This is a genomic window from Kitasatospora sp. NPDC004615 (assembly GCF_042873545.1).
GTDB lineage: Bacteria > Actinomycetota > Actinomycetes > Streptomycetales > Streptomycetaceae > Kitasatospora.
The window spans coordinates 620896-647785 of the sequence record NZ_JBIALQ010000003.1 but is presented as its reverse complement, the minus strand read 5'-3'; the positions used below and the strand labels follow the sequence as shown (position 1 = coordinate 647785).

Sequence of the window (26890 nt, the reverse complement as noted above, 5' to 3'; positions counted from 1 at the left end):
GTGGGGAGCGGACTCGGGAGGACCCGCCGCCGGATGCGGGCGGTGGCGCGCGAACTGCGTCTGCCGCCGCTGAGCACCGTCGAGGAACTGTGCGGAGTGGTCTCCGCGCACCTGGACCGGCCGATCCGGATCGCGCCGCGCCGGATGCGGGTCGGCGAGCCGTCCGGTTTCGTGGAACGGCTGTCCACCGAGGACGTGATCCACGTCGAGCAGGAGACCTCCGGGCTGCACCGCGCGCACATCGTCTGCCACGAACTGGCACACCTGCTGTGCGGGCACCTGAGCGAGCCGCCGTCGCCGGACGAGGACCCGACGCTGGTCGAACTGCCCACCATCGACCCGGAGATGCTCCGGCTGGTGCTCGGCCGCTCGCACTACGACGACGCCGCCGAAGAAGAGGCGGAGGTGCTCGGCGCCGAACTGATGCGCGTCCTGGTGCTCGCCCCGGGGGCCGGCACCACCTCGCAGCTCGCCCCCGCGCTGGAGCACCGCAAGGGACAGCATGTCTGAACTGCCCTACAACCTGGCCTACTTGAGCATCGGCTGTGCCGCCTGGGTGGTGGCCGGGCTGAAGCTGCGGGCCTGGCGGCGCGAGCCGTCCTTCGGCCTGCTGGTGGTCGCCCTGGCGGTCGCCTCGCCGTCCACCTCCTTCCTGCTGGCCTCCCCGCTGCTGTACCGGGCGATCGACCACGTCACCGGCGTCGGCAACCTGGCCACCCTGCTGGTCTACCTGGGCATCATCGGCTTCTCCGCCGCCGCCGTGGTCCTCGCGCTGGTCTGGTCGCCGCCCGAGGAGCGCTCCGGCACCGAGGTGTGGGCGCCGCTGGACGACCGGCTGCGGCGGCGGGTGCGCCGCCGCACCGCCGTGTTCGCCGCGCTGGTACCGGTGCTGGTGGCGCTGTTCCTGATCGGCGGCCCGTACCGGCCCGAGACGCCGCTCACCTTCGACACCACCTTCGCCCCGCGCGCCGCCACCGCCCTGTTCCTGACGCTCTACCAGGGCCTGTACGCCTTCTCGCTGATCGACATCGGCCGGGTCTGCCTCGGCCACGCCGCCCGGCTCCCCGCCGGCTGGCTGCGCCGCGGCATCCGGTTCATCGCCGCCGGCGCGCTCACCGCCTGCGGCTACGTGGTGTGCAAGCTCGCCGCGATCGCCCTCGCGTACGCCGGCGTCAACGACGTCGAGTGGCTGAGCACCGCGCTCGGCCCGCTCTTCGCCGCGCTCGGCGCGGTCGGCATCACCCTCGGCTTCGCCGGCCCGGCCGGCGCCGCCTGGACCCAGCGCCGCCGCGACTTCCGGGCGCTGCGCCCGCTCTGGGACCTGGTCTACCGGGCCGACCGCCGACTCGCGCTGGAGGGCCCGTCGCCCGCCTGGCGCGAACGCGCCGCACTGCGCGACCTGGAGTGGCGCACCACCCGGCGTGGCCTGGAGATCCGCGACGGGCAGCTGACGCTCCGCCCGTGGATCGACCCGGCGGCGGTCCGCGGCGCCGAGCGGTTCGCCGCCGAGGCCGCGCTCGGCACCGACGAGCGGGACGCGCTGGTGGTCGCCGCCGCGCTGCGCTCCGCGGTCGGCGCGCTGGCCGCCGGGGCGGTGCCGCGCCCGCGCGAGGAGCAGCCGGTGCTGCCCGGCCTGGACGCCGACCCCGCCGAGGAGCGCGCGCACCTGGTGCTGGTCGCCTCGTTCCTCCAATCCCCGCTGCTGGAACGGGCGTTGGCCGAGCAGGCACGATGACGGAACCGCCCCGGGACGCGTTCGCCGCGCTGGTGCTGCGGCGGGCCCCGCAGCGTGCCCGGGTCGGCCTGACGCTCGGCTTCGTGCGCACCTTCGCCGTCCCCGAGATCGCCGAAGTGCTGTCCGCCACCGGCAAGTTGACGTCCGCGCCGAAGGCCCGGGCGAAGGCCACCGGCGCCATGATGTTCGCGCTGATCGGCCACGGGGTGAACAGCGGCCCTGGCCGGAAGATCGTCGCCGAGCTCGCCGCGATGCACCGGCTGCCGGGCGTGGACGCCGAGTTGATGCGCTACGTGCTGGCCTGTTTCACCGTCTGCCCGGTGGAGTTCACCGCCCGGAACGGCGGCGTGACGCCCGCCGAGCGGGAGGCCGCGTTCGCCTTCCAGGCCGAGCTGGCCGCCGCCCTGGAGCTGCCCGCGCTGCCCGGCCCCGGCCTGGACGGGATCGCCGCCTGGATGCGCGAGTTCGAGGCCGCCCGGTTCGCGCCCAGCCCGGCCGGCCGGGCCCTCTGGCAGGCCGTCTCCGGCCTGTTCGCGGCCCGCCTGCCCGGCCCACTGGCCCGGCACGCCCCGGCCTTCGCCACCGCCCTGCTGGACGCCCCGCTGCGGGCCGCCTTCGACGTCCCCCGCCCCGCCTGGCCCCTGCGCGCGGCCGCCGCCACCGCCTTCCGGCTGGCGCGCTGAACTACCGCGAGCCGTGCACCCGGCGGTGGCTCCAGACCATCAGGCCGAGCAGGATCAGGCCCGACAGCATCAGGCTCAGCCCGGTCGCCCAGCCCGCCAGCGGCAGGCTCGGCACCAGCACCGCGACCGTGCCGGCGCCGATCATGCCGAGCCCGACCAGCACCGTGCCGGCGATCCGCCAGCGCGAGGCGACGCTGGCCTCGACGCCCGCCATCGCCCGCACCCGGACCGGCTCGACGTACCGGGACAGCGCCGGGACCGCCCGGGCCAGCAGGATCAGCCCGGCCAGCAGGAGCAGCGTGCCCGGGCCGGGCAGCACCAGCAGCACCAGGCCGACCGAGATCAGGGTGACCCCGGCCGTCCCGAGGGCCACCCTGGCCACCGGGTGGACGGTGCCCGGGTCCGCTTCGAATGCCGGCCGCTGCTGTTCGCTCATCACTCCACGGTAACCGGACCGGCGAGTGAACCGGCGGGAGCGCTCAGGGCCTGGTCAGTGCCTCGATGCTGTGCCCGTCCGGGTCCTTCACGTACACGCCGCGGCCGCCGTTCCAGTGGTTGACCCGGCCGGGCTGCTGGGAGAACGGGTCGGCCCAGTAGGTCAGGCCCTGGGCCTCGATCCGGCCGAAGATCGCGTCGAACTCGTCCTCGGAGACCAGGAACGCGTAGTGCTGCGGGGTGATCGGGCCCGCGGCGGTCATCACGTCGAGCGTCACCCGGTTGCCCAGCTGCACGGCCAGGAACGGCTCGTGGACCTCGGCCTCGGGCAGCCCGAGCAGGCCGGTCAGGAAGTCGGCGGTGGCCCGCCGGTCGCGGGCGGCCACGATGGTGTGGTTGAGCTCTATGGGCATGGTGCACGGCCTCTCGTTCCGGAGCGGGGTGATCTCACGCACCTCGACGGTAGGACTTCAAGCGTGCTTCAGGTCAATAGCGGTTGACCAGCGGCGTCCCCCCGGCGCCCGGGCCGGGGGGACGCCGGCCCGGTCACATGCCGTTCTTGCGGATCGCGGTGTAGCCGGACAGCTTCGACATCGCCACCTCGTGCGAGATGCAGCCGTTGCTGCCGGAGTCCTCCAGGATGATCGCCTTGGTGTGCGCGGCGTCCGCCCAGCCGCCGAACAGCACCACGTGCTGGTTCTTGTCGCCGCTCTCGTGGTGGATCACCAGCGCGTCGCCGGGCATCAGGTCGCTCTTGTTGATGTGGTGCGCGATGCCCGCGCTCTCGCTGATCAGCGGGCCGGTCGAGGTGCCACCACCCGCGGTGGACAGGCCCCAGGCCGCCGAGACGAAGCCGGAGCAGTCGACCCGGTAGCCGTTGGTGACGGCGCCCTGGCTGTAGCCGAGCTTGCGCTCGACCCGCTCCATCGCCCGCTCGACCATCGCCTTGCGCTCGTCGGAGACCCCGTCCAGGTGCGGCTGGTCCACCACGCCGCCGCCCTGGCCGTTGCGCGGGTGCCACTTGTGGGTGGGCGACCAGTCGTCCCAGCCCCTGCCGTTGATCATCGAGGTCTTCCAGTCGCCGCTGGACCGGTCCTTGATCTTCGGGCCGTCGTGCAGGCCGCCCGGACGGGTGGAGATCCCGGAGCCGTCGTTGCCGCTGGAGTCCCCGCCGCCGGTGTTCGGCGACTTCGGCTGCGGCGCGTGGCTCCCGCCACCACCGCCACCGCCCGTGCCGCCACCGCCGCCACCGCCGTGGCCGCCCGCGCCGTCGCCACCGGTGTTCGGCGACTTCGGCTGGTCCGGGTGGCTCCCGCCGCCACCGCTGCCGCCACCGCCGTTGCCGACGCCGGCGATGCCGGTGCTCGGCGACTTCGGCTGCGGCGTGCCCTCGCCGTGCGGCTTGTTGAGGATGTCGGCGATGCCCTGCTCGACCTGGTGGTACCGGTCGATCGTCTTCTTGAGCTTCGCCGCGTCCTCGCCGAGCTCCTTGGTGAGCTTCTCCTTGGTCTGCATCAGCGCGTCGGCCTTCTGACTGATGTCGTCGACGTCCCGCTTCACCTCGGAGAGCACCGCGCCCGCCCCGACGACTCCCGCCATGAAACCGGAGAACACGTCGGTGGCCGCCGCCTTGGCGACCGTGGCCTTGATGTGCCCGATCTGCTGGGTCATCTCGGCCATGCGCTGGTTCAGCTGCTGGAAGTCCTGCATGATCTTCAGCATTTCGTCCGGCCGGAAGCCGAACTGATTCCCCGTCATCGCACACGCCCCCCTGCCACGGCGACGGCCCCCCTGGCCGCGCGCCCCAAAACTGGTCCAAGTCTCTCGCAACGGACCGCAAGGGGCCCGGCCGGGGGTGGTCAACCCCAGGCCGGGCCCGATGCGGTGAGCCCGCGTCAGTCGACGCCGTTGCGGCGGTACGGCTGGTAGGCCGAGCCGCCGTGGAAGTACGGGTAGGGGATCTCCCGGGAGACCATGCCCGCGTCGCCACTGTCCTCGATGCCGATGTAGCGGGTGTGGGCAGCGTCCACCCAGCCGCCGAACAGCACCGTGTGATCGTTGGAGATCATCGCGTCGCCGGGCTGCAGATCGGCCTTCCCGATGTGGTGCGACACGTTGCCCTGCATCAGACCGATGGTGTTCAGACCCGGGCCGGGCAGGCCCCAGGCGCAGGACACCAGGCCCGAGCAGTCCACCCGGTAGCCGTTGGTGACGGCGCCCTGGCTGTAGCCGAGCTTGTGCTCGGCGCGTTCCAGCGCGCGCTCCACCATGGCCCGGCGTTCCGCCGACAGCCCGTCCAGATTGGGCCTGGCCTTCACGCCGAGGCCTTCGCCGTTCTTCCGGTGCTTCTTGCTGGACCAGGAGTCCCAGCCGCTGCCGTTGATGATCTTGGTGTTCCAGTCACCGGTCGAGCGGTCCTTGAGCTTCGGCCCGTCGTGCTTCCCACCGGGCCCGCCGGACGGCGTGCCGGTGCCGCCGCCACCGCCGCTGTCGTTGCCGGTCCTCGGCGACTTCGGCTGCGGCGCGCGGCTCCCGCCGCCACCACCACCGCCACCGCCGCCGCCGTGGCCGACGCCGTCGGTGCCGGTGTGCGGGGACTTCGGCTGCTCGGCATGACCGCCGCCACCATCACCGCCACCGCTGCTGCCGCCACCCCCGCCGGGGCCCACACCGGCGATGCCGGTGTGCGGCGACTTCGGCGGCTGGATCTCGCCCTTGGGCTTGTTCATCTCCTCGGCGATCTTCTTCTCGACCGCCGCGTACCGGGCGATGAGCTTCTTGATCTTTGCCGCGTCCTGGCCCAGCTCCTGGGTGAGCTTCTTCTTGGTCTCCATCAGCGCGTCGGCCTTGTGGCTGATGTCGTCGACGTCCCGCTTCACCTCGGCGAGCACCGCGCCCGCGCCGACGATCCCCAGGATGGCGCCGGAGAACACATCGGTGGCCGCCGCCTTCGCGACCGTCGCCCGGATGTGCCCGACCTGCTGGGTCATCTCCGCCATGCGCTGGTTGAGCTGCTCGAAGTCGCGCTGGATCCGCAGCAGCTCCTCCGGCCGGAAGCCGAACATGTTCCCCGTCATCGAAGGACGTCCCCTCGTTCTCCGTCCGCGGCCGGGCCCCGGACGATCTCCACCGTCCGGATCCGGATCACAGCACGCTGGCGAGGCGCTTCACCGAGTCGCCGAGCTGGTTGAGCTCGTCCGCGACCCCGTTCAGCTCCCGTACCCGGCCCTGGGCGTGCGCGGTGAACGCGTCCGCCGCGGCACCGTGCCAGGACATGTGCGACAGCAGCGAGTTGACGTCCCCACCCAGCTGCTCGACCTGCTTGGCCATCTCGGCCAGCTCCTGCGCGATCTTGTTCAGCTCGGCGTCGGCGTCCCCGAACATCTTGCCGAGCGCCCAGTGCGCGATCTCGGCCGGCGCCATGACGATGTCCTTGCCGACCTTGGCCACGTCGCCGACCAGGTGGCCGACGTCGCTGAACACCTCACCTACGTCGCCAAAAAAGCCCATCAGAAACTCCCCCTGTTCCCCGTCAAACCGTTGCCCCCAGGCTAGTCAGTACTGCCTTCGAGCGAAACGGGCGGGTGCCCGTCAATACCTGCGGTTGACCTCCGGGCGGGTGTTCGCGGTCCGAGCGCCGCGCCTGTGACACTGGAAGCTCGCAACAAAAACCGAGGTGCGCCCCGGCCCCGCCTTTATGCAACCTAGAGGGATGCCCGCAGTGAGTTCTCCCGTAGCCCCGCAGCCCGCCCCCACGCTCGCGGAGCTGGCCGCCCGGTTGCCCGGCCTGATGCTGCGCGACATGCAGCGCCTCGGCCGCCGCCTGGAGGGCACCCGCAAGGTCCGGTCGAGCGAGGCCCGCGACAAGATCCTGGCCGAGCTGGCCATCGACTTCGACCGCTCCGAACTGCGGGTGTCCGACCGCCGGGCGGCGGTCCCGGAAATCCGCTACCCGCAGGAACTGCCGGTCGCGCAGAAGAAGGACGAGATCCTGGCCGCCGTCCGCGACCACCAGGTGGTGATCGTGGCGGGCGAGACCGGCTCCGGAAAGACCACCCAGATCCCGAAGATCTGCCTGGAGCTCGGCCGCGGCATCCAGGGCCTGATCGGCCACACCCAGCCCCGCCGGATCGCCGCCCGCACGGTCGCCGAGCGCGTCGCCGAGGAGCTGAACACCCCGCTCGGCGAGGCCGTCGGCTGGAAGGTCCGGTTCACCGACCAGGCCGGCCAGGACACCCTGGTGAAGCTGATGACGGACGGCATCCTGCTGGCCGAGATCCAGACCGACCGGGACCTGCGCCAGTACGACACCCTGATCATCGACGAGGCGCACGAGCGCAGCCTGAACATCGACTTCCTGCTCGGCTACCTCAAGCAGCTGCTCCCCCGTCGCCCCGACCTCAAGGTGATCATCACCTCGGCCACCATCGACCCGGAACGCTTCGCCGAACACTTCGACGACGCCCCGATCATCGAGGTCTCCGGCCGCACCTACCCGGTCGAGGTCCGATATCGGCCGCTCCTGGATGACGACGTCGAGGAAGAGGAGCTCGACCGCGACCGCGACCAGATCCAGGGGATCTGCGACGCGGTCGAGGAGCTCCAGGCCGAAGGCCCGGGCGACATCCTGGTGTTCCTCTCCGGCGAGCGCGAGATCCGCGACACCGCCGACGCGCTGACCAAGCTGAAACTGAAGTTCACCGAGATCCTCCCGCTGTACGCCCGGCTCTCCTCCGCCGAACAGCACCGGGTCTTCCAACGGTCCACGCAGCGCCGGGTGGTGCTCGCCACCAACGTCGCCGAGACCTCGCTGACCGTCCCCGGCATCAAGTACGTGATCGACCCGGGCACCGCCCGGATCTCCCGCTACAGCCACCGCACCAAGGTCCAGCGCCTGCCGATCGAGGCGATCAGCCAGGCCAGCGCCAACCAGCGCAAGGGCCGCTGCGGCCGTACCTCGGACGGCATCTGCATCCGCCTGTACTCGGAGGAGGACTTCCTCTCCCGCCCCGAGTTCACCGACGCGGAGATCCTCCGCACCAACCTGGCCTCCGTCATCCTGCAGATGACCGCGGCGAACCTCGGCGACATCGCCGCTTTCCCGTTCCTCGACCCGCCGGACTCCCGCAACATCAAGGACGGCGTCAACCTGCTGCACGAGCTGGGTGCCCTGGACCCGGCCGAGAAGGACCACCGCAAGCGCCTCACCCCGCTCGGCCGCAAGCTCGCGCAGCTCCCGGTCGACCCGCGGATGGCCCGCATGGTGCTGGAGGCCGACCGTCTCGGCTGCGTCCGCGACGTGATGGTGATCGCCTCCGCACTGTCCATCCAGGACCCGCGCGAGCGCCCCGCCGAGAAGCGCCAGGCCGCCGACGAACGGCACCGCCGCTTCCACTCGGAGACCTCCGACTTCCTCTCCTACCTGGCGATGTGGCGCTACGTCAGGGAGCAGCAGAAGGAACTGTCCTCCTCCGCGTTCCGCCGGATGTGCAAGTCCGAGTTCCTCAACTACCTGCGGATACGGGAGTGGCAGGACGTCTACGTCCAGCTGCGCACCATCGCCAAGCAGCTCGGCGTCACCATCGAGGAGCCTCATGAGGACGCCGAGCCGGACGCGGACCGGATCCACCAGGCGCTGCTCTCCGGCCTGCTGTCCCACCTCGGCCTGTTCGACGTGGAGAAGCGCGAGTACGCGGGCGCCCGGGGCGCCCGGTTCGCGGTGTTCCCCGGTTCGGGACTGTTCAAGAAGCCGCCGCGCTGGGTGATGTCCGCCGAGCTGGTGGAGACCTCCCGGCTGTGGGCCCGGATCAACGCGAAGATCGAGCCGGAGTGGGTGGAGCCGCTCGCCCCGCACCTGATCAAGCGCAGCTACAGCGAGCCGCACTGGGAGAAGAAGGCCGGCGCGGTGCTGGCCTACGAGAAGGTCACCCTGTACGGCCTGCCGATCGTCGCCCAGCGCAAGATCAACTACGGCCGGGTCGAGCCCGAGCTGTGCCGCGAACTGTTCATCCGCTCCGCCCTGGTGGAGGGTGACTGGGAGACCCACCACAAGTTCTTCGCGGAGAACCGCCGGCTGCTCGACGAGGTCGAGGAGCTGGAGAACCGGGCCCGCCGCCGGGACATCATGGTCGACGACCAGACCCTGTTCGACTTCTACGACGCCCGCCTGCCCGAGGACATCGTCTCCGCCCGGCACTTCGACGCCTGGTGGAAGAAGACCCGCCGCGACCAGCCCGACCTGCTGGGCTTCGAGAAGTCGATGCTGATCAACGACTCCGCGGACGGCGTCACCGAGGCCGACTACCCGGACGTCTGGCAGCAGGGCAAGCTGCGCTTCCCGCTGACCTACCAGTTCGAGCCGGGCAGCGACGCGGACGGCGTGACGGTGCACATCCCGCTCGCGGTGCTCAACCAGGTGGTCGCGGACGGCTTCGACTGGCAGATCCCGGGCCTGCGCGAGGAGCTCGTCACCGCCTGGATCCGCTCGCTGCCGAAGGCGATCCGCCGCAACTTCGTGCCCGCCCCGGACTACGCCCGGGCCGCCATGCGCGAGCTGACCGACCGCCAGGAGCCATTGCTGCCGACCCTGGAGCGGGTGCTGCACCGGATGTCGGGCCTGCCGATCCCGCCGGAGGCCTGGGACGAGGAGCGGATCCCCGACCACCTGAAGGTCACCTTCCGGGTGGTGGACGGCAAGCGGAAGCTCGCCGAGTCCAAGGACCTGGAGGAGCTGCGCCAGGGCCTGCGCCCGAAGCTGTCGGCGACGCTGTCCAGCGCGGCGTCCGGCCGCGGCATCGAGCGCACCGGCCTGACCGCCTGGCCCACCGACCTGCCGGTCCTGCAGCGCACCTTCGAGCAGCGCTCGCGCGGCCACGCGCTGCGCGCATACCCGGCGCTGGTGGACGAGGGTTCGAGCGTCGGCATCAAGCTGTTCGACACCCCCGAGGCCCAGCAGCGCGCCATGTGGGAGGGCACCCGCCGGCTGCTGATGCTGCAGATCAACTCGCCCGCCAAGTCGATCCAGGGCCGCCTGGGCAATCAGGCGAAGCTGGCGCTGTCGTACAACCCGCACGGCTCGATCCCGGCGCTGTTCGAGGACGTCGTGGCGGCCGCCACCGACCGCCTGATGACCCTGTCGGGCGGCGTGGCCTGGGACTTGGAGGCGTTCACGACGCTGTACGACAAGGTCCGGGCGGACCTGTACGAGCTGTCGGCGGACACCACGCTGAAGACCGCGGCGGCGCTGATCGGCTTCCACAAGGCGTCGAACCGGCTGAAGTCGGTCTCCAGCCCGGTGCTGCTGTCCGCGGTGAACGACGTCCGCCTGCACCTGGCCTCGCTGGTGCACCCGGGCTTCGTCACCGACACCGGCTGGCAGCGCCTGGGCGACCTGAAGCGCTATCTGATCGCCGTGGACCGCCGCCTGGAGGCGCTGCCCGACCATCCGCAGCGCGACCTGCAGAACCTGCTGAAGGTGCAGGCGGTGCAGCAGGCGTACGGCGAGCTGCTGGCGAAGGTCCCGGCCGGCCGGGAGCCGTCGGCGGAGATCCGGTCGGTCCGCTGGATGATCGAGGAGCTGCGGGTGAGCTTCTTCGCGCAGGGGCTGGGCACGCCGACGCCGGTGTCGGAGAAGCGCATCCTGAAGGCGATGGAGGCCGCCGCGGCGACCCTCTGAGGCCGGCCCGGAGCCGGTTCGACCTGGGGGGCAGAGATGCGTTACGATCTGTCTTGTTCGCAAGCGAGAGCAAGCGGGCAAGGATCAGATCACTGGTCCCGTGGAGCAGTTGGTTAGCTCGCCACCCTGTCAAGGTGGAGGTCGCGGGTTCAAGTCCCGTCGGGATCGCAAGAGTGTAGGGCCCGGAACTTCGAGTTCCGGGCCCTATCGCTTTTCCCCGGCGCGCACAAGATAACGGTGCTGTGATCACCGTCACTGACGCCCTTTCAGGAAGCGACTTCCAGGGCATCCCCGCAAAGGCCCCAGATTTAATATGTAAAATTGCACTGTCATTGCCGGGAATTCCCCCCACCCCCACCAGCCCCACAGGAATCCCGCATTCCGGCCCCGACCCACCGAGAACTGCCGGAACATGCCGAAGGGCCGCTCCCCCGACCCGGCGGAGTCGGAGAGGCGGCCCTTGAGACCTGCCGAGCGCGTTCCCGACCCGGCGGAGTCGGGAGTGGGCGCCCGGGGGAAATGCCGGGGATCAGACCTCGGTGCGCTGGGCCGGAATACCGGCCAGCAGGGCACGCACCTCCGCCTCGCGGTAACGGCGGTGGCCGCCGAGGGTCCGAATCGACGTGAGCTTGCCGGCCTTGGCCCAGCGGGTCACCGTCTTGGGGTCCACGCGGAACATGGTGGCGACCTCTGCCGGCGTCAGCAGGGGCTCGGCGTCAGGGGTACGAGCGGTCATGAGCGGCCTCCTCGGGAGAACCGAACCAGGGCGGTTCTATCCTTCAAATTCTGCACCTTGACCCGTGATGCCCGAAATGGCACGGACGGGCCGAGTCGGTTATAGGACGAACGGCTTGTCCTGGTGTCTACAACTACACCATCCGTCCAGCCCTATCGGCCAAACCGTCAAAATTGACCCCTCACGGGTTCAAGGGCGACGGATGGCCATGGACCACCCCATAGCGGACAGTTACGCACCGGTGACGTCCGGTCACGGTGCGCACGCCCGAGAGGGCTTGGGTTGGTTGTCCCATTTTGGCACATAGGTCTGAGTTGGCGTCAACGGTGAGTAGTGTCACGTTTCTCGGCTATTGACCCGATCTGGGACCATCGTCCCAAAAACCCGCCCAATGGTATGGACCATCCTCTCCCCTCGCACCTCCATTCGACCAGGGGGCATTTTCTGACGCCCCCTCAGCCCCTCTGAGCTTCCCCCGTCACCGGGCCGATCAAGCTCAGGAGGCCTGCCGCAGTGCCAGCACCCGCCGCCAGCGCGCCGACAGGGCCTCGTAGCAGCGCTGTGCCGACACGGTGTCGCCGGTCCGCAGGGCGGCCAGGCCGTCCGCGAGTTCGCCCACCGAGCGCTCCTCGGCCAGCGCCCGCGGGCCGAGCAGCTGCACCAGGCCGCCGTAGTCGAGCTCCACCAGCGAGCGCGGGTGGAACTCCTCCAGCCAGCGGCCGATCTCCTCCGCCCCCTCCGCGAGCGCCGCACCGGCCGCGCTGCCCGGCACCTCGGCCGTGGGGACGGCGGTACGCAGCGCCCGGTAGGCCCGGGCCACCCGGCGGCGGGCCTGCACCATCGGCGTCAGGTAGAACAGCGCGGCGGGCTCCGGCCGTTCGCCGTCCCCGGCGGAGCCGTACTCGCCGGCCGGCAGGTGGTGGCGGTCCTCCTCGCCGAACGCCAGGAACCAGTGCAGTGGCACCTCCCAGCGGCTGGCGCGGATCCACGGCCGGGCGTCGGGGTGGTCCTGCTGCCACTGCGCCCGCTCGGCCTCCGCGGCGGCCCGCAGCGGCGACGGCAGCACGGTGTCCACCAGGTGCGCGGGCAGCGTGCGGCGCAGCTCCTGCAGGGCCAGCCAGCCGCGCAGCCGGGTCGTCCACGGGCAGATGTAGGTGACGCCGTCCGCGAGCCGGACGTAGGCCTGCCCGTCCTCCTGGTCGGGCAGCGGACGGGGCGTCAGGGCGGCCAGCGCGGCCAGGGCGGCGCGCTGTTCGGCGAGCGCGGCGCCGGTCACCGGCCGGCCCGGCCCGTCCGCGTCGGGGCCGTGTGCGGCCGCGTAGGCCTGCCAGCGGCCGCGGTCCGGCTCGGGGTAGGCGGCCAACGGCTCGTAGACCCGCAACTGGGCGGTGTACGGCGGGAGCACGGAGGTGCGCGGGGCGGTCACGCTCCGCATGGTCGCATGCGCCTCACGGACGCGTCAGGGTGTCGCCGAGAAGGCTTCGATCGTTATTGCTCGGGGCCCGTCCGGGGGCAGATTCGAAGGCGGCCCCGGACGTAGGCTTCGACCAGACGCCCGCACCACCGTCGCGGGCCATCATTGCTGGAGTCACCACCGTGACCGACGTACACACCACGCACCCCGCACCAGGCGTGTTGGGCCGAGTCTTCGGCACCGGCCAGGAGGGCGACGGGCACGAGCAGGTCGTGCTCTGCCACGACCGTTCCACCGGTCTCAAGGCGATCATCGCCATCCACTCGACCGCCCTCGGCCCGGCGCTCGGCGGCACCCGGTTCTTCCCGTACGCGAGCGAGGAGGAGGCGTTGACCGACGCCCTGAACCTCTCCCGCGGAATGAGCTACAAGAACGCCCTCGCCGGGCTCGACCTCGGCGGCGGCAAGGCCGTGATCATCGGCGACCCGAACCAGGACAAGAACGAGGCGATGCTGCGCGCCTACGGGCGCTTCGTGCAGACCCTGCGCGGCCGCTACGTCACCGCCTGCGACGTGGGCACGTACGTCCAGGACATGGACGTGATCGCCCGGGAGACCGAGTTCGTCACCGGCCGCTCGCCCGAGCACGGCGGCGCCGGCGACTCCTCCGTCCTCACCTCCTTCGGCGTCTTCCAGGGCATGCGGGCCTCCGCCCAGGCCCGCTGGGGCCAGCCGACCCTGCGCGGCAAGCGGGTCGGCGTGGCGGGTGTCGGCAAGGTCGGCCACTACCTGGTCGGCCACCTGGTCGCGGACGGCGCCACCGTGGTCGTCACCGATGTCTCCGAGGCCGCCGTGAACCGGGTCCGGGCCGCCCACCCCGAGGTCGAGGTGGTGGCCGACACCGCCGCCCTGCTCGCCTCGGACCTGGACGTGTACGCCCCGTGCGCGCTCGGCGGCGCGCTCACCGACGAGACGGTGGGGGCGCTCGGCGCGGCCGGCACCTCGATCGTCTGCGGCGCGGCCAACAACCAGCTCGCCCACGCGGGTGTGGAGAAGGACCTCGCCGACCGCGGCATCCTGTACGCGCCCGACTACCTGGTGAACTCCGGTGGCGTGATCCAGGTCGCCGACGAGATCGAGGGTTTCAACTTCGACCGGGCGAAGAACAAGGCGACGAAGATCTTCGACACCACGCTGGAGATCTTCACCCGGGCCGCCGCCGACGGCATCCCGCCGGCGGTGGCCGCCGACCGGCTCGCCGAGAAGCGGATGCGGGAGATCAGCGCGCTGCGCTCGGTCCTGCTGCCGGCCGCCCGCCGGAGCTGACCCGCCACGCTTCGTGATGCGCGGGGCCGGCGCCGCCCCGCCCCGCGCATCACGATGTGGAACCGGATTCTCAGTTAGTCCCCCGAACGGGCGATACCGCGCCTCCTTCGGGGGATAATCTCTGCAGGAACGACGGGACCGGCATCGCGCCGGACAGCCTGCCAAAGCCCCGAAATTCCCCTCTGACCTGGGCGGACCTGGTTCGAGGGAGCTTGGGTGCGCGCCACGTCACACCGGCGACGTACCGTCCGGCGGCGGAAGCAGGTACCGTTAATGCTCCAAGGGACGGTTTCCCACTTCGGGCAGGCCGGACCTGATCATCAACACGTGTCAGACTCGGGGCCGTGAGCCCCACCGTTGAGGGGGTCGACCCATGGGGCGCGGCCGGGCCAAGGCCAAGCAGACGAAGGTCGCCCGCGAGCTGAAGTACAACAGCGGCGGGTTCGACGCTAACCGTCTGTCTCACGAGCTGGGTGTATCTCCGTCCACCGCGATCGAGCCTGAGCCGATCGAGGACGACGACGAGGACGACCCCTACGCGGCGTACGCGGACATGTACGACGACGAGGACGACGACGACGAGGACACCCCTCCGACTCGTCGCCGCGCGTAACGTTCTTCGACCGGACCGGTCCGGGCACTCCCTGCGGGTGCCGGGCCGGTTTTCGGCGTACCTGTTCGCGACAGCCGGTGTTCGTGGCATGAGCCGGTGGTTCACGCTCATGAGAAGGGCCCCGCCGTGGCGGGGCCCTTCAGCGTGCCCGGATCAGAACGCCTCGTAGGCGTTGTACAGCGCCGCGCCGCCGTCGTGCTCCGCGTCGCGCTCGACCACGTCGCCGAGCAGCCACGCCTCGACGCCGCGGTCCTCCAGCACCGACATGACCACGTCGACCGACTCCGGCGGGACGACGGCGACCATGCCGACGCCCATGTTGAGGGTCTTCTCGATCTCCAGGGTCTGCATCTGGCCGACCTTGGCGACGGTCTGGAACACCGGCAGCGGGCTCCAGGTGCCGCGGTCCAGGCGGGCGTGCAGGTGGTCCGGGATGACCCGGGCCAGGTTGGCGGCCAGGCCGCCGCCGGTGACGTGCGAGAAGGCGTGGATCTCGGTGGCGCGGGTGAGCGCCAGGCAGTCCAGGGTGTAGATCCGGGTCGGCTCCAGCAGCTCCTCGCCGAGGGTGCGGCCGAACTCCTCGACCTGGCGGTCGAGCTTCCAGCCGGCCTGGTTCAGCAGCACGTGCCGGACCAGCGAGTAGCCGTTGGAGTGCAGGCCGGAGGCGGCCATCGCGATGACCACGTCACCGGCCCGGACCCGGTCCGCGCCGAGCAGCGCGTCGGCCTCGACCACGCCGGTGCCGGCGCCGGCCACGTCGTACTCGTCGGGGCCGAGCAGGCCCGGGTGCTCGGCGGTCTCGCCGCCGATCAGCGAGCAGCCGGCCAGCGTGCAGCCCTCGGCGATGCCCTTGACGATGGCGGCGACCCGCTCCGGGACGACCTTGCCGACGCAGATGTAGTCGGTCATGAACAGCGGCTCGGCGCCGCACACCACGAGGTCGTCGACGACCATGCCGACCAGGTCGTGGCCGATGGTGTCGTGCTTGTCCATGGCCTGGGCGATGGCCACCTTGGTGCCCACGCCGTCGGTGGCGGAGGCCAGCAGCGGGCGCTCGTAGCGCTTGAAGGCGGAGGCGTCGAACAGTCCGGCGAAGCCGCCCAGGCCGCCCAGGACCTCGGGACGGTTGGTCTTCTTCACCCACTGCTTCATCAGCTCGACGGCACGGTCGCCGGCCTCGATGTCGACACCCGCGGCGGCGTAGGTCGCCCCGGTCTCGTTGCTGGTCACCTGGTGTGGCCCTTTCGAAGTGGTGGTGCTGCCTCCCCCGGCCGGAGCCGGGACGGGGTGCCCCCGGCCCGGAGGCCGGGGGCGGTGCGCCTGGTTACGGGCGTCGCAGCGCGTCCGCCGCGCCGGCGCCGCCCAGCAGCGACTGCACGCCGTCGAGGTCGCTGGTCTGCTTGCCGCCGCGGACGGGCTGCTGCTGCTTGGACTGGCCGCCGGCGATCTCCGCCTCCAGCAGCAGCTTGCCGAGCAGCGCCGGGTCCGGCAGCTCCATCGGGTACTCGCCGTCGAAGCAGGCCCGGCAGAGGTTGTCCTTGGGCTGCTTGGTGGCCTCGATCATCCCCTCGATGGAGATGTAGGCCAGCGAGTCGGCGCCCAGCGAGCGGCCGATCTCGTCGACCGACAGGCCGTTGGCGATCAGCTCGGCGCGGGTGGCGAAGTCGATGCCGAAGAAGCACGGCCACTTCACCGGCGGCGAGGAGATCCGGATGTGGACCTCGGCCGCACCGGCCTCGCGGAGCATCCGCACCAGCGCGCGCTGGGTGTTGCCGCGGACGATCGAGTCGTCCACGACCACCAGGCGCTTGCCCCGGATGACTTCCTTGAGCGGGTTGAGCTTCAGCCGGATGCCCAGCTGGCGGATGGTCTGGTTGGGCTGGATGAAGGTGCGGCCCACGTAGGCGTTCTTCACCAGGCCGGAGCCGAACGGGATCCCGCTGGCCTCGGCGTAGCCGATCGCGGCGGGGGTGCCGGATTCGGGAGTCGCTATCACCAGGTCGGCGTCGGCGGGGGCCTCGGCGGCCAGCTTGCGGCCCATCTCCACCCGGGAGAGGTGCACGTTGCGGCCGGCGATCGAGGTGTCCGGGCGGGCCAGGTACACGTACTCGAAGACGCAGCCCTTGGGCTTGGCCTCGGCGAAGCGCGAGGAGCGCATGCCGTTCTCGTCGATGGCGATCAGCTCGCCGGGCTCCACCTCGCGGATGAAGCTGGCGCCGACGATGTCGAGGGCCGAGGTCTCGGAGGCGACCACCCAGCCGCGCTCGATCCGGCCGAGCACCAGCGGGCGGATGCCCTGCGGGTCACGGGCGGCGTAGAGCGTGTGCTCGTCCATGAAGACCAGCGAGAACGCGCCCTTGACGCCCGGCAGCACCTGCTGCGCGGCTTCCTCGATGGTCAGCTCGGCGTGGCCTGCCAGCAGAGCGGTCAGCAGGTCGGTGTCGTTGGTCGCCGCGGTCCGCCCGGAGCGGGAGACGTGCTCCTCGCCGGGCAGTTCGGCGACCTTCGCCGCGAGTTCGGCGGTGTTGACCAGGTTTCCGTTGTGGCCGAGGGCCAGCGAACCGTTGGCGGTCGCCCGGAAGGTCGGCTGGGCGTTCTCCCAGACCGAGGACCCGGTGGTCGAGTAGCGGGCATGTCCGACGGCGATATGCCCGTGCAGCGACCCCAGGGAGGTCTCGTCGAAGACCTGGGAGACAAGTCCCATGTCCTTGAAGACGAGAATCTGGGAGCCGTTGCTCACTGCAATGCCCGCGGATTCCTGTCCGCGGTGCTGCAGGGCATAGAGGCCGAAGTACGTGAGCTTGGCGACCTCCTCGCCGGGAGCCCAGACACCGAAGACGCCACAAGCGTCCTGGGGGCCTTTCTCACCGGGAAGAAGATCGTGGTTGAGTCGTCCGTCACCACGTGGCACGTCTCCGAGTCTAGGGCAGTCGGCGGGAACGCCCTGATGGCAGCCTCGCGGTACGCGCGTAGACCCCGCCCCTTACCAGTTTTCGACACGGACGGTGACCGGCTTCACGCCCTTGTCATCAAGCCTTCGCAGGCCCGGACGACCGGCGTTGTGAGCCTGCTCACCCGGCGGGCAGCAGCAGCCGCCAGGAGTCCGGACGGACCGTCCAGGTGCGGTGGCGGACCGGGCCGACCGGGCAGCCGTCGGCCTCGTAGCCGAAGCCGCGCCCGGCCACCGTGAGCCGGCCGGCCCGGTGGCGCTGCGGGCTGCCGTCCAGCTCGAGGGCGAGTTCCATGGCGCCGTCGACCATGGCGACCCGGAGGTGGCGCACCCGCTGGTGGACGTCGGCCAGCAGCCGGCCGTCGGCCTCGATGCGCAATTCCTCGGATCCGGAGGGGCTCGCCTGCTCGGCCGCAGCAAGTTTCGCCCATAGCGAACGCCAGCCACCCGTTCGGCCCTGCCTGGGGCCGGTGAAACGGACCTCCGAGAGCACCACTCCGCCACCGTCGTCGAGCAGCAGTCCGAGCCGCCGCGCACTGCCCGCCAGCACCGTCCGGGCGGCCGCGACCGGCTCGGCCGGCACCCCCAGCAGACGGGCCGTCGCGGTGGCCACCGGACCCCCGACCGGCACCAGTCCGACCGGGTCGGCGTCCAGCTCGCGTTGCCGGTGCAGCGCCTGCAACACCCGCTGCAGCGCCTGGTCCGAGCCGATCACCACGGCCCGCCTCCTGCCCCGGTGCTGAAGCACCCGGTCCAGCTCGGACGGGCTCTCCGGCAGGGTGACTTTCACGTCGGCCCCGCCGCACAGCACATCCTTGGCGATCCGCACCGATTCGCCGTCCGCCTGCCTGGCCGAAGGGTCCAGCACCACCAGGAGCGGCCCGGCCCCCTCGGCGTCCGGGGGGCGGGATACGGGCGTGGACAGCGACGACACGACCGGTCCTTCCTCAGGTAATCTCTCGGTGCAAGAGCCCCTTGCGCCATTGCGCCAGGGGCTTCGTCCATCTCGGGGCAGACTGCGGTCTTCGCAGGATGCCCCAACCGGAAGGGGTGTACGCCTGTGCCGGCACTCGTGCTCGTTGGTGCCCAGTGGGGAGACGAGGGCAAGGGGAAGGCCACCGACCTGCTCGGAGGCTCCGTCGACTACGTCGTCCGCTACCAGGGCGGCAACAACGCCGGTCACACGGTGGTCATCGGCGACCAGAAGTACGCCCTCCACCTGCTGCCTTCCGGCATCCTCAGCCCGAACGTGGTGCCGGTGATCGGCAACGGCGTGGTCATCGACCCGGGCGTGCTGCTCTCCGAGCTGCAGGGCCTGAACGACCGCGGCATCGACACCTCCAAGCTGCTGATCTCGGGCAACGCCCACCTGATCACCCCGTACCACCGGACGCTGGACAAGGTCACCGAGCGCTTCCTCGGCAAGCGCCGGATCGGCACCACCGGCCGCGGCATCGGCCCGTCCTACGCGGACAAGATCAACCGCGTGGGCATCCGGGTCCAGGACCTGTTCGACGAGTCGATCCTGCGCCAGAAGATCGAAGCGGCGCTGCACGACAAGAACCAGCTCCTGGTCAAGCTCTACAACCGCCGCGCGATCCCGGCCGACCTGGTGCTCGAGGAGTACCTGGGCTACGCCGACAAGATCAAGCCGTACCTGGCGGACACCACCTACGTCCTGGACGAGGCGCTGAAGGCCAACAAGGTCGTGCTGCTCGAAGGCGGCCAGGGCACCCTGCTCGACGTGGACCACGGCACGTACCCGTTCGTCACCTCGTCGAACCCGACCTCGGGCGGCGCCTGCACCGGCTCCGGCATCGGTCCCACCAAGATCGACCGGGTGATCGGCATCCTGAAGGCCTACACCACCCGCGTCGGCTCGGGCCCGTTCCCGACCGAGCTGCTGGACGCGGACGGCGAGGCGCTGCGGCGGATCGGCGGCGAGCGCGGTGTCACCACCGGCCGCGACCGGCGCTGCGGCTGGTTCGACGCGGTGGTCGCCCGCTACGCGACCCGGGTCAACGGCCTGACCGACTTCTTCCTGACCAAGCTGGACGTGCTGACCGGCTGGGAGCAGATCCCGGTCTGCGTCGCGTACGAGATCGACGGCCGCCGGGTCGAGGAACTCCCGTACAACCAGACCGACTTCCACCACGCGAAGCCGATCTACGAGAACCTGCCCGGCTGGAGCGAGGACATCTCGAAGGCGCAGACCTTCTCCGACCTGCCGAAGAACGCGCAGGCGTACGTGAAGGCGCTGGAGGAGATGTCGGGCGCGCCGATCTCGGCGATCGGTGTCGGCCCCGGCCGGACCGAGACCATCCAGATCAACTCCTTCCTGTAGGACGGCCTGAAGGCCCGGCACCCCTGTCGCGGGGGTGCCGGGCCTTTTGCGTGGCGCTGCATTTGCACTAGTACAGATATCGCTTGCGCCTAGTGCAAAGCTGCCTCTACGGTGTGCCGCATGACCGCGAAGCTGCCCGCACCCGTCCTCCTGACCGGCCGCCACATCCGGCTGGAGCCGCTGACCCGCGCCCACGTGCCCGACCTGTTCGCCGCCGGCGGCGGGGACGAGGAGGTGTGGCGCTGGGTGCCGACACCGCTGCCGCGCACGCTGGAGGAGATGGCCCAGGTGATCGACACCCGGCTGGCCGACGTGCACTGCGAGCCGTACGCGGTCATCTCGCTCACCGACGGGCGGGCGATCGGGGTGAGCTGCTACTACGACGCGAGCGCGGCCGAGGAGCAGGTGGAGATCGGCGGCACCTGGTACGCGCGCTCCGCGTGGCGGACGGCGGTGAACACCGAGGCGAAGCTGCTGCTGCTCACGCACGCCTTCGAGGACCTCGGCATGGGCCGGGTCAGCTGGCGCACCGACATCCGCAACGAACGCTCGCAGAACGCGATCCGGCGGCTCGGCGCCTCCTACGAGGGCACGTTCCGGCGCAACAAGCAGCGTGTGGACGGCAGTTGGCGGGACACCGTGTTCTTCTCGATGCTGGCCGACGAGTGGCCGGCCGCGAAGGCCCGGCTGACCGAGCGGCTGGCCGCCGGGTAGTGCCGCGTCAGTAGATGGCGGCGGAGACGATCGCGGCGACCGCCAGGTTGGTGGAGGCGGTCACCCAGACCGCCGGGTGCGGCTCCTCGTCGACCAGCAGCTCGCCGAGCCTGCCGGGCGTGACCAGGTCGAGCACCCAGAACGAGACCGCCATCAGCAGCAGGCCGAACAGGCCGAAGACGGCGGCGGCGGCCAGGCCCTTGCCGAACTCCTGATAGGTGGAGATCACGGCGGTAAAGACGATCGCGCCGACCGACAGCAGCGCGGAGCTGAGCACCACGGCGGCGTTGCGGTTGCGCTCGATCCAGATCTGCCGGCGCAGCTCACCGGGCGTCAGCACGTCCACCAGGAAGACGCCGAGCAGCAGCAGGGCCAGGCCGACGCCGCCGTACGCCGCCGCGTACCCCAGCTGATGAAGGATGTCGCTCATCCGGTTCCGCCCCCTGCTGTCCGCCTGCCGACCCCGTGCCGAGGACCGGCACAACATAGCGCACGGGGCCGGCGGCGCCGCCGGGGCGTGGCTCAGTCGTTGTGCTCGACCAGGCGGTCCAGGCAGACCGCGACGGCGATCATCAGCGGGATGTCGGCGCCGCCCTCGACCTCCACGCCGTACGCGTCACGGACGCTGAACCACTTGCGGGAGACCTCGCCGATCCGGTGCCCGTCGTTCTTGACGGTGTACTCCTTGTCGATCAGGTCGCCGTGGATCTCCCACTCGCCGCCGTTCTCCAGCTCCACGTGGTACTTGTCGTGGAACGGGGTGAACAGCTTCTTGCGGACGGTGGCGACCACGTCCCCGTCGGCGTTCTCGATCTTCATCGCGTCGCGGACGGTCAGCACCTTCTCCCGGATGGTGGCGACCGTGTTGCCCTCGGCGTCCTGCAGCTCGAAGGTGTCGCGGATGCGCATCACCTTGCCGTCCACCAGGAAGCACTTCTCGCCGTGCTCGTCCTCGACCCAGTAGTCGTCGCCGAACGCGAACAGGCGCTCCTTGACCACGAACTTCCGACCCATGACCCGACTCCTCGTCTGCTTGCCGGCCCGCCGTCGGGCGGCCCTCGACATGCTGCCAGTCAGTGGCTACGTGAGGTCCCACAGCAGGCGGTAGTACGCGAGGCGTTGTTCGTCGGGTTCGACGCCGTAGGCCTCCAGCAGGGGACGTTCCCAGCCGGGGCCGTAGTTCCAGACCGTGCTCCAGGACGCCACCGCGAGGTCGGCCCAGCGGTCGGCCACGCCGAGGGTGCCCAGGTCGACGTGGCCGGTGGGGCGGCCGTCGTCGCCGACGAGGGTGTTGGGGGCGCAGGCGTCGCCGTGGCAGACCACCTCGGCGTCCGGCGGCGGCGGGTCGGTGAGGACCGCCAACGCCCGCTCCACGGTGCCGTAGTGGCGCAGGTCCGGGTGCCGGCCGGCCGGGTCGCGGCGCAGGGCGACGGCCTGGTCGATCCGGTCACGGAGGGACCACTGGTAGGGGCAGTCGGCCACCGGCAGCGCCTCGTGGAAGGCGCGCAGGCCCTCGCCGATCGCGCGGACGGCGATCGCCGGCTGCTTCTTCAGCTCCGGGTCGACGGCGGAGCGGCCGGGCAGGCCGGCCGTCAGCAGCCAGCGGCCGGTGTCGTCGCCGCCGACGTCCAGCACCTCGGGGACGGTGGTGAACGCGCGGGCCCAGCGCAGCCGTTCGGCCTCCGCGCCGAGGTCCGCGCCGCTGCCGGCCGGCGCCCACTTCGCGAACCGCCGCCCCGGGCCGTCGCCCAGCCGGAACGTCAGCCCGCCGAGCTCGTTGCGCCACACCGCCACCGGCGGTACGCCACCGGCCAGTTCGGCGACGGCGGGCGGGACGGCGACGTCTTCCTCGGGTGCGCGGGCGCTCATCCGGCCAGTGTCGCGCACCGGCCGACCGCCGGTCCCCCGGTTTTCCGCCGCCCGGTCCGATCAAGGACGCGGACGCGCAACGATCCACCGCTCCCCCTCCCCGTGCCGGGCCCGGGACGCTAGCTTCTGCTCGCATGGAAATCGGCGAACTGATCGCGAGTGGCCGCACCGCGGACGTCTGGGCACTGAACGACGGGCGGGTCCTGCGCCGCTACCGGGACGGACTGACCGCCGACGGCGAGGCCGAGATGATGGCGCACCTCGCCGAACACGGCTACCCCGTGCCCGCGGTGTGGGCCGCCGAACGGCCCGAGGACCTGATCATGGAACGCCTCGGCGGCCCCACCATGCTGGACTCGCTCCTCGCCGGGACGATCAGCCCGGGCGCGGCCGGCGAACTGCTCGCCGAACTGCTGCGCCGGCTGCACCAGATCCCGCCGCGCGCCGCCGCCCGGCCCGGCGACCGGGTGCTCCACCTCGACCTGCACCCCGACAACGTCCTGCTCACCCCGCACGGCCCGGTGGTCATCGACTGGTCCACCGCCGCCGAGGGCGAACCCGGCCTGGACGACGCGATGAGCGCCGTCATCCTCGCCCAGGCCCTCCACGACCGGCCCGACACGGCCCGCACCCTCCTGGTCCCGCTGCTCCGCGGCCTGCCCCCGATCGCCGAGCGCCACCTCGCCGAGGCCCGCGCCCTCCGCGCCGCCAACCCGACCCTGAGCGCCGCGGAGATCGCCGTGCTCGATGCCGCTGTCGCCCTCATCTCCGCTTGCGCAAAGGGGAGTTGAGCACTTCGTCGAACGGCTTCCCGATGGTTCGAGCCCGGTGTATAAGTCGTATGGACTGCACACCGCAGGCACACAACGGGGGGTCCCGCCGCATGCCGAGAAACGTGTTCAGACGCGCCACCGCCGCCCTGCTCGGCGCCGCCGCCATCGCCCTGATGGCTCCCGCCACCACCGCCGCCATACCACCGCCCCATCTGCCGAGCGGCGCCAAGCTCCTGCCGGGGCAGTACCTGACGGGGGGCTACGAGCCGGCCATCGGCTCCATCCTGGAGATGCAGACCGACGGCAACCTCGTCCTCTACCTGGAGAAGTCCGTCGGCGGGCACGGCGCGGCGATCTGGAGCAGCGGCACCTGGGGGCACCCGGGCGCGTACGCGTACATGCAGCCGGACGGCAACTTCGTCGTCTACCGCCAGGGCGGCAGCCAACCGTCCGACGCCCTGTGGAGCAGCGGGACCTGGGGCAACCCGGGCGCGATCGTGATGCTGCGGGAGGGCAGCCTGTCGATCCCTACCGCGAGCGGCCCGTTCTGGCGGACCGACACCGGGCCGGGCCCGGCCGTCTTCAACTTCCCGCACGGCGATCCGAAGGCCGCCATCACCTCGGCCCAGGGCCTCGACCCCGGCCACTGGATCCAGTCGGACACCGTCCGGCTGGTCAACCAGCCCGACGGCAACCTGGTCCTCTACCGCCGGCAGGACGGCATCCCGATCTGGTCCAGCGGGACCTGGGGCCGTCCGAAGTCGAGCCTGCTCCTCTCGCAATCGCCGGTGTGGTCCGCGCTGGGCCTCTACCGCGTCGACAACGGCACCCGGACCTGGTCCGTCCCGGTCAAGGGCACGAACGGCGACTACGGGATCGTCCAGAACGACGGCAACTTCGTGCTCTACGCCGACGGCGGCACCGCCGTGTGGTCCACCGGCACCTGGGGCAGGGCCTGACGAGCGCCCCTGCGAACCACCGGCCCGGCAGCCACGGAGCCGTCCGGGACGACGGCCACTTCGTGATCCACGGCAACGTCACCTCGCCGTGGAGCACCGGCACTTGAGCAACAACTGACCCTCGCGCCACGGCCGTCACGACCGCGGTGTACAAGTAGTGGGCCCACACACCGTGGGCCCACGAATGAGGGGGAGTTCCACCCGATGCGGAAGAACGTGTTCAGACGTACCACCGCGGCCCTGGTCGGCGCCGCCGCCATCGCCCTGATGGCGCCCGCCACCGGCGCCTCGGCGGCGACCGACGTCGCCGACCTGCGCAGCGGCGACAAGCTGCTGTCGGGTCAGAGCATGAAGAGCGGCGAGTCCGTCCTGGTCATGCAGACCGACGGCAACCTGGTGCTCTACTTGGAGAGCTCCACCGGTACCCGCGTGTCGACGGCGATATGGAGCACCGGGACCTACGGCAACCCGGGCGCGTACGCGTACATGCAGGAGGACGGCAACCTGGTCGTCTACCGCCAGGGCAGCACCGCCGGCTCCGACGCCCTGTGGAGCAGCAGGACGTGGAGCAACCCAGGCGGTCACATGACGCTCAACTGGGGTGACATCACGGTGTGGCCGGCGCGCGGCGGCAACGCGCCGTGGGACAGCCGTACCGGGCTCGCGCCCGCCGTCGGCTTCGGGGGCGCCACCCCGGAGGCCTCCATCACCAGTGGCCGGAACGTCGAAGCCGGCCAGTGGATCCAGTCGAACTCGGTCTGGCTGGTCAACCAGGCCGACGGCAACCTGGTGCTCTACCGCAAGCGGGACGGCGCCGCGATCTGGGCCAGCAACACCGCCAACCGCTCGCAGTCGAGCCTGGTCGTCAGCAACTCGCAGAACGACCCCGCGCTGCGGATGCGGGACAGCAGCGGCCAGACCATCTGGTCCGCCACGCCCAAGGGCACGTCCGACGTCTACGGAACCGTCCAGGACGACGCCAACTTCGTGCTGTACAGCAACGGTTCGGCCCTGTGGTCCACCGGCACCTGGGGCAAGGGCTAACCGCCCGCTGACGGCGGCGGGAAACCGGTGAGACCCCGTCGTCCAAACCTCCCGGCGTCGGCCTACGGGCGAGCCACCTTGATGCGCGGATGCCCCGAGGCCTCGACCAACTGCCCGATGTCTCCCGGGTCGTCGGTCAGGATTGGCGCATCGAGATGCTCGACAGCGGCCAGCACAACGCTCGCATCGACGACGCCCCAGCTGCCCGCCCGCCGACAGAGCTCGGCCGCCGCCTTGGCCCGTTCCTCCGTCAGCGCCAGGACTTCACAGCCACGCAACACCCGGTGCAGGACCGCCGAGGACGGCCGCACGTTCCACACCTGCGCCAGCACCCCGGCCGGCACCAGCGGCCGGACCCGCGCGGAGAGAAACGCCTCGTGCTGGGCCACGAAAGCCCGGTCGTTCTTCTCCGCGGCGATCAACGCCCCGGAGTCGTAGACAACAGCGCTCACGCCCATGGCAACTGCCGCTGCCGGCCGGAGTGCGCAGGCGGAAGGATCGCCCCTCAGAGTGACACCGAGGCGACCGGGCACCGGCCCCACCCTGAGTTGATAAGTTCAATTAGCCATCGCAGGCATGTATCAACTCTTCAGGCAGGGGCAGGCCCAGCCGTAGCACGGTGTATCAGCGGCTGGGCGGGGCTCTGGCCGAGCTGAACGAGCGCTTCGGCGGGCTGCCCAGCCCCCGGGAGGCCCAGGAGATCTGGGACGACATCTGGCACCAGGAAGCACACCACTCGACTGCGCTCGAAGGCAACACCCTCGTCCTTCGCGAAGTCGAGGCGCTACTCGACCAGGGTCGAGCTGTCGGCGCCAAGCCGCTGAGGGAGTACAACGAGGTTCAGGGCTACGCGGATGCTGCCCGTTGGGTCTACGGGCAAGCCCTTGAGCCGGACGCATGGCATGACGGACGGCTGATCACGCTTGGCGAGGTCCGCCACATCCACTATGTCGCCATGTCGCCGGTCTGGAATGTCGCACCTCATCCGGAAGCCACCGACAAGGAGGGCCCCGGTAACTTCCGGGAGCACGACATCCACCCGTTCGCGGAGGGCATGACGCCTCCGAAGTGGCCACTCGTTCCCGCTCATGTCGAGCAGTGGGTCGGCGAGGTCTGCGCCTTCGGCAAGCAGATCGAGAGCGATGAGGAACTGGGCCGACCACTCCCGGAGGTCTTGGCAGGGATCCACAACCGGTTCGAACGCATTCATCCGTTCCTCGATGGCAACGGGCGAACAGGACGTCTGGTGATGAACCTCGTTCTCGTCCGCCTGGGTTATCCGCCGATCATCATCCTCAAGAGGCAGCGGGAGGCATACCTGGCCGCCTTGCGTCGCGCGGACGCGAGTGACTACGGAGCCCTCGGCGAGCTGATCGCCCGGGCCATAGAGGACAACCTCAACCGTTTCATCGTGCCGAACGTGGCTGGCCCCGCACGGTTGGTTCCGCTTGCGGCGCTCGTCGATGCCGAGCACTCCCTGGCCGCACTGCGGCAGGCGGCCCAGCGAGGTCGGCTCAACGCCGTACAGGGGCCGGACGGGGTGTGGCGCTCGTCCCGGAAATCCGTAGCCGCCTACAAGGCCGGCAAGCACCAACGCAGGCCCAAGTCCGACGGCGTCTGA

26 protein-coding genes and 1 tRNA gene are annotated in these 26890 nt (G+C 70.9%); 13 read left to right on the top strand and 14 right to left on the bottom strand.

What is annotated here, in order from left to right; translation table 11 throughout:
* Positions 1 to 33 precede the first annotated feature (33 nt).
* Genes ACFYS8_RS14295 through ACFYS8_RS14285 form a run of 3 tightly spaced genes read left to right on the top strand, consistent with a single transcriptional unit; the run spans position 34 to position 2418 of the window.
* Complete coding sequence (locus ACFYS8_RS14295; protein ID WP_387640426.1) at positions 34 to 510, top strand: hypothetical protein; 477 nt, start codon at positions 34 to 36, stop codon at positions 508 to 510.
* Positions 503 to 1735, top strand: a complete 1233-nt coding sequence (locus ACFYS8_RS14290) for an MAB_1171c family putative transporter (RefSeq protein WP_387640424.1) — start codon at positions 503 to 505, stop codon at positions 1733 to 1735. The genes ACFYS8_RS14295 and ACFYS8_RS14290 overlap by 8 nt, the downstream gene beginning before the upstream one ends.
* A complete protein-coding gene (locus tag ACFYS8_RS14285) occupies positions 1732 to 2418 on the top strand; it encodes an oxygenase MpaB family protein (protein WP_387640421.1) in 687 nt (228 codons plus the stop codon). Before ACFYS8_RS14290 ends, ACFYS8_RS14285 begins: the two co-directional genes overlap by 4 nt.
* A 1-nt stretch (position 2419) precedes the next feature.
* Here ACFYS8_RS14285 and ACFYS8_RS14280 read toward each other — a convergent pair whose 3' ends face one another.
* From ACFYS8_RS14280 to ACFYS8_RS14260, 5 genes are all read right to left on the bottom strand, one after another.
* On the bottom strand, positions 2420 to 2854 hold the full coding sequence (locus ACFYS8_RS14280; protein ID WP_387640419.1) for a PGPGW domain-containing protein: 435 nt from the start codon (positions 2852 to 2854) through the stop codon (positions 2420 to 2422).
* 43 nt (positions 2855 to 2897) lie between these two features.
* Positions 2898 to 3266: a VOC family protein gene (locus ACFYS8_RS14275; protein WP_387640417.1), complete on the bottom strand. Its 369-nt coding sequence runs from the start codon at positions 3264 to 3266 to the stop codon at positions 2898 to 2900.
* A 133-nt stretch (positions 3267 to 3399) separates the two neighbouring features.
* Positions 3400 to 4611 carry a hypothetical protein gene (locus tag ACFYS8_RS14270; RefSeq protein WP_387640414.1) on the bottom strand — a complete coding sequence of 404 codons (1212 nt, stop codon included), beginning with the start codon at positions 4609 to 4611 and terminating at the stop codon, positions 3400 to 3402.
* Positions 4612 to 4748: 137 nt separating this feature from the next.
* A complete protein-coding gene (locus ACFYS8_RS14265; protein WP_387640411.1) occupies positions 4749 to 5930 on the bottom strand; it encodes a hypothetical protein in 1182 nt (393 codons plus the stop codon).
* A 67-nt stretch (positions 5931 to 5997) separates the two neighbouring features.
* Positions 5998 to 6363 (bottom strand): hypothetical protein, encoded by a 366-nt coding sequence (locus tag ACFYS8_RS14260; RefSeq protein ID WP_387640409.1) that lies wholly within the window; start codon positions 6361 to 6363, stop codon positions 5998 to 6000.
* A 202-nt stretch (positions 6364 to 6565) separates the two neighbouring features.
* Here ACFYS8_RS14260 and hrpA point away from each other — a divergent pair, with 202 nt between their 5' ends.
* Positions 6566 to 10528 (top strand): ATP-dependent RNA helicase HrpA, encoded by a 3963-nt coding sequence (hrpA, locus tag ACFYS8_RS14255; protein ID WP_387640407.1) that lies wholly within the window; start codon positions 6566 to 6568, stop codon positions 10526 to 10528.
* A 94-nt stretch (positions 10529 to 10622) separates the two neighbouring features.
* Positions 10623 to 10696 (top strand) — tRNA-Asp (locus ACFYS8_RS14250).
* Positions 10697 to 11057: 361 nt separating this feature from the next.
* On the opposite strand, the gene bldC is transcribed toward ACFYS8_RS14250, so the two are convergent.
* Both bldC and ACFYS8_RS14240 read right to left on the bottom strand, forming a co-directional pair.
* Positions 11058 to 11264 (bottom strand): developmental transcriptional regulator BldC, encoded by a 207-nt coding sequence (bldC, locus tag ACFYS8_RS14245; protein WP_030459248.1) that lies wholly within the window; start codon positions 11262 to 11264, stop codon positions 11058 to 11060.
* A 496-nt stretch (positions 11265 to 11760) separates the two neighbouring features.
* On the bottom strand, positions 11761 to 12699 hold the full coding sequence (locus tag ACFYS8_RS14240) for a hypothetical protein (RefSeq protein ID WP_387640403.1): 939 nt from the start codon (positions 12697 to 12699) through the stop codon (positions 11761 to 11763).
* Positions 12700 to 12860: 161 nt separating this feature from the next.
* On the opposite strand from ACFYS8_RS14240, the gene ACFYS8_RS14235 reads away from it, so the two are divergent.
* Both ACFYS8_RS14235 and ACFYS8_RS14230 read left to right on the top strand, forming a co-directional pair.
* Positions 12861 to 14003, top strand: coding sequence for a Glu/Leu/Phe/Val dehydrogenase dimerization domain-containing protein (locus tag ACFYS8_RS14235; protein ID WP_387640401.1), 1143 nt, complete (start codon positions 12861 to 12863; stop codon positions 14001 to 14003).
* Between the two features lie 373 nt (positions 14004 to 14376).
* Positions 14377 to 14616, top strand: coding sequence for a DUF3073 domain-containing protein (locus ACFYS8_RS14230; protein WP_387640400.1), 240 nt, complete (start codon positions 14377 to 14379; stop codon positions 14614 to 14616).
* Between the two features lie 153 nt (positions 14617 to 14769).
* Here ACFYS8_RS14230 and purM read toward each other — a convergent pair whose 3' ends face one another.
* From purM to ACFYS8_RS14215, 3 genes are all read right to left on the bottom strand, one after another.
* Positions 14770 to 15846 carry a phosphoribosylformylglycinamidine cyclo-ligase gene (gene purM / locus ACFYS8_RS14225; RefSeq protein WP_387640397.1) on the bottom strand — a complete coding sequence of 359 codons (1077 nt, stop codon included), beginning with the start codon at positions 15844 to 15846 and terminating at the stop codon, positions 14770 to 14772.
* A 94-nt stretch (positions 15847 to 15940) separates the two neighbouring features.
* On the bottom strand, positions 15941 to 17527 hold the full coding sequence (gene purF, locus ACFYS8_RS14220) for an amidophosphoribosyltransferase (protein ID WP_387640395.1): 1587 nt from the start codon (positions 17525 to 17527) through the stop codon (positions 15941 to 15943).
* Between the two features lie 160 nt (positions 17528 to 17687).
* Positions 17688 to 18500: a diacylglycerol kinase gene (locus ACFYS8_RS14215; protein ID WP_387640392.1), complete on the bottom strand. Its 813-nt coding sequence runs from the start codon at positions 18498 to 18500 to the stop codon at positions 17688 to 17690.
* Positions 18501 to 18626: 126 nt separating this feature from the next.
* On the opposite strand from ACFYS8_RS14215, the gene ACFYS8_RS14210 reads away from it, so the two are divergent.
* Positions 18627 to 19910, top strand: a complete 1284-nt coding sequence (locus tag ACFYS8_RS14210; RefSeq protein WP_387640389.1) for an adenylosuccinate synthase — start codon at positions 18627 to 18629, stop codon at positions 19908 to 19910.
* Positions 19911 to 20030: 120 nt separating this feature from the next.
* A complete protein-coding gene (locus tag ACFYS8_RS14205; protein ID WP_387640386.1) occupies positions 20031 to 20624 on the top strand; it encodes a GNAT family N-acetyltransferase in 594 nt (197 codons plus the stop codon).
* Between the two features lie 7 nt (positions 20625 to 20631).
* Here ACFYS8_RS14205 and ACFYS8_RS14200 read toward each other — a convergent pair whose 3' ends face one another.
* From ACFYS8_RS14200 to ACFYS8_RS14190, 3 genes are all read right to left on the bottom strand, one after another.
* Entirely contained in the window at positions 20632 to 21054 is a 423-nt protein-coding gene (locus ACFYS8_RS14200) for a DUF350 domain-containing protein (protein ID WP_387640383.1), read from the bottom strand.
* A 92-nt stretch (positions 21055 to 21146) separates the two neighbouring features.
* Complete coding sequence (locus ACFYS8_RS14195) at positions 21147 to 21638, bottom strand: LURP-one-related/scramblase family protein (RefSeq protein ID WP_387640381.1); 492 nt, start codon at positions 21636 to 21638, stop codon at positions 21147 to 21149.
* A gap of 66 nt (positions 21639 to 21704) precedes the next feature.
* Positions 21705 to 22493: an aminoglycoside 3'-phosphotransferase gene (locus ACFYS8_RS14190; RefSeq protein WP_387640379.1), complete on the bottom strand. Its 789-nt coding sequence runs from the start codon at positions 22491 to 22493 to the stop codon at positions 21705 to 21707.
* 134 nt (positions 22494 to 22627) lie between these two features.
* Here ACFYS8_RS14190 and ACFYS8_RS14185 point away from each other — a divergent pair, with 134 nt between their 5' ends.
* The 3 genes from ACFYS8_RS14185 (at position 22628) to ACFYS8_RS14175 (ending at position 25269) form a co-directional block, all read left to right on the top strand.
* Positions 22628 to 23284, top strand: coding sequence for a phosphotransferase (locus tag ACFYS8_RS14185; RefSeq protein WP_387640377.1), 657 nt, complete (start codon positions 22628 to 22630; stop codon positions 23282 to 23284).
* A 104-nt stretch (positions 23285 to 23388) separates the two neighbouring features.
* Entirely contained in the window at positions 23389 to 24225 is an 837-nt protein-coding gene (locus tag ACFYS8_RS14180) for a hypothetical protein (protein WP_387640375.1), read from the top strand.
* A 204-nt stretch (positions 24226 to 24429) separates the two neighbouring features.
* Positions 24430 to 25269 (top strand): hypothetical protein, encoded by an 840-nt coding sequence (locus ACFYS8_RS14175; RefSeq protein WP_387640372.1) that lies wholly within the window; start codon positions 24430 to 24432, stop codon positions 25267 to 25269.
* Positions 25270 to 25331: 62 nt separating this feature from the next.
* Here the strand turns inward: ACFYS8_RS14175 and ACFYS8_RS14170 are convergent, their stop codons facing one another.
* Entirely contained in the window at positions 25332 to 25721 is a 390-nt protein-coding gene (locus tag ACFYS8_RS14170; protein ID WP_387640369.1) for a twitching motility protein PilT, read from the bottom strand.
* Positions 25722 to 25888: 167 nt separating this feature from the next.
* On the opposite strand from ACFYS8_RS14170, the gene ACFYS8_RS14165 reads away from it, so the two are divergent.
* The gene (locus ACFYS8_RS14165) at positions 25889 to 26890 is read left to right on the top strand and encodes a Fic family protein (RefSeq protein ID WP_387640368.1); all 1002 of its coding nucleotides are present in this window, start codon (positions 25889 to 25891) and stop codon (positions 26888 to 26890) included.

What these genes read in the sequence shown, in the direction of transcription:
- ACFYS8_RS14190 (WP_387640379.1), bottom strand. Translation starts at nt 22,493, where the DNA reads ATGAGCGCCCGCGCACCCGAGGAAGACGTCGCCGTCCCGCCCGCCGTC.
- ACFYS8_RS14240 (WP_387640403.1), bottom strand. Translation starts at nt 12,699, where the DNA reads ATGCGGAGCGTGACCGCCCCGCGCACCTCCGTGCTCCCGCCGTACACC.
- ACFYS8_RS14230 (WP_387640400.1), top strand. Translation starts at nt 14,377, where the DNA reads ATGGGGCGCGGCCGGGCCAAGGCCAAGCAGACGAAGGTCGCCCGCGAG.
- ACFYS8_RS14185 (WP_387640377.1), top strand. Translation starts at nt 22,628, where the DNA reads ATGGAAATCGGCGAACTGATCGCGAGTGGCCGCACCGCGGACGTCTGG.
- ACFYS8_RS14195 (WP_387640381.1), bottom strand. Translation starts at nt 21,638, where the DNA reads ATGGGTCGGAAGTTCGTGGTCAAGGAGCGCCTGTTCGCGTTCGGCGAC.
- ACFYS8_RS14200 (WP_387640383.1), bottom strand. Translation starts at nt 21,054, where the DNA reads ATGAGCGACATCCTTCATCAGCTGGGGTACGCGGCGGCGTACGGCGGC.
- ACFYS8_RS14290 (WP_387640424.1), top strand. Translation starts at nt 503, where the DNA reads ATGTCTGAACTGCCCTACAACCTGGCCTACTTGAGCATCGGCTGTGCC.
- ACFYS8_RS14280 (WP_387640419.1), bottom strand. Translation starts at nt 2,854, where the DNA reads ATGAGCGAACAGCAGCGGCCGGCATTCGAAGCGGACCCGGGCACCGTC.
- ACFYS8_RS14175 (WP_387640372.1), top strand. Translation starts at nt 24,430, where the DNA reads ATGCGGAAGAACGTGTTCAGACGTACCACCGCGGCCCTGGTCGGCGCC.
- ACFYS8_RS14275 (WP_387640417.1), bottom strand. Translation starts at nt 3,266, where the DNA reads ATGCCCATAGAGCTCAACCACACCATCGTGGCCGCCCGCGACCGGCGG.
- hrpA (WP_387640407.1), top strand. Translation starts at nt 6,566, where the DNA reads ATGCCCGCAGTGAGTTCTCCCGTAGCCCCGCAGCCCGCCCCCACGCTC.
- ACFYS8_RS14205 (WP_387640386.1), top strand. Translation starts at nt 20,031, where the DNA reads ATGACCGCGAAGCTGCCCGCACCCGTCCTCCTGACCGGCCGCCACATC.
- bldC (WP_030459248.1), bottom strand. Translation starts at nt 11,264, where the DNA reads ATGACCGCTCGTACCCCTGACGCCGAGCCCCTGCTGACGCCGGCAGAG.
- ACFYS8_RS14285 (WP_387640421.1), top strand. Translation starts at nt 1,732, where the DNA reads ATGACGGAACCGCCCCGGGACGCGTTCGCCGCGCTGGTGCTGCGGCGG.
- ACFYS8_RS14270 (WP_387640414.1), bottom strand. Translation starts at nt 4,611, where the DNA reads ATGACGGGGAATCAGTTCGGCTTCCGGCCGGACGAAATGCTGAAGATC.
- ACFYS8_RS14265 (WP_387640411.1), bottom strand. Translation starts at nt 5,930, where the DNA reads ATGACGGGGAACATGTTCGGCTTCCGGCCGGAGGAGCTGCTGCGGATC.
- ACFYS8_RS14260 (WP_387640409.1), bottom strand. Translation starts at nt 6,363, where the DNA reads ATGGGCTTTTTTGGCGACGTAGGTGAGGTGTTCAGCGACGTCGGCCAC.
- ACFYS8_RS14295 (WP_387640426.1), top strand. Translation starts at nt 34, where the DNA reads ATGCGGGCGGTGGCGCGCGAACTGCGTCTGCCGCCGCTGAGCACCGTC.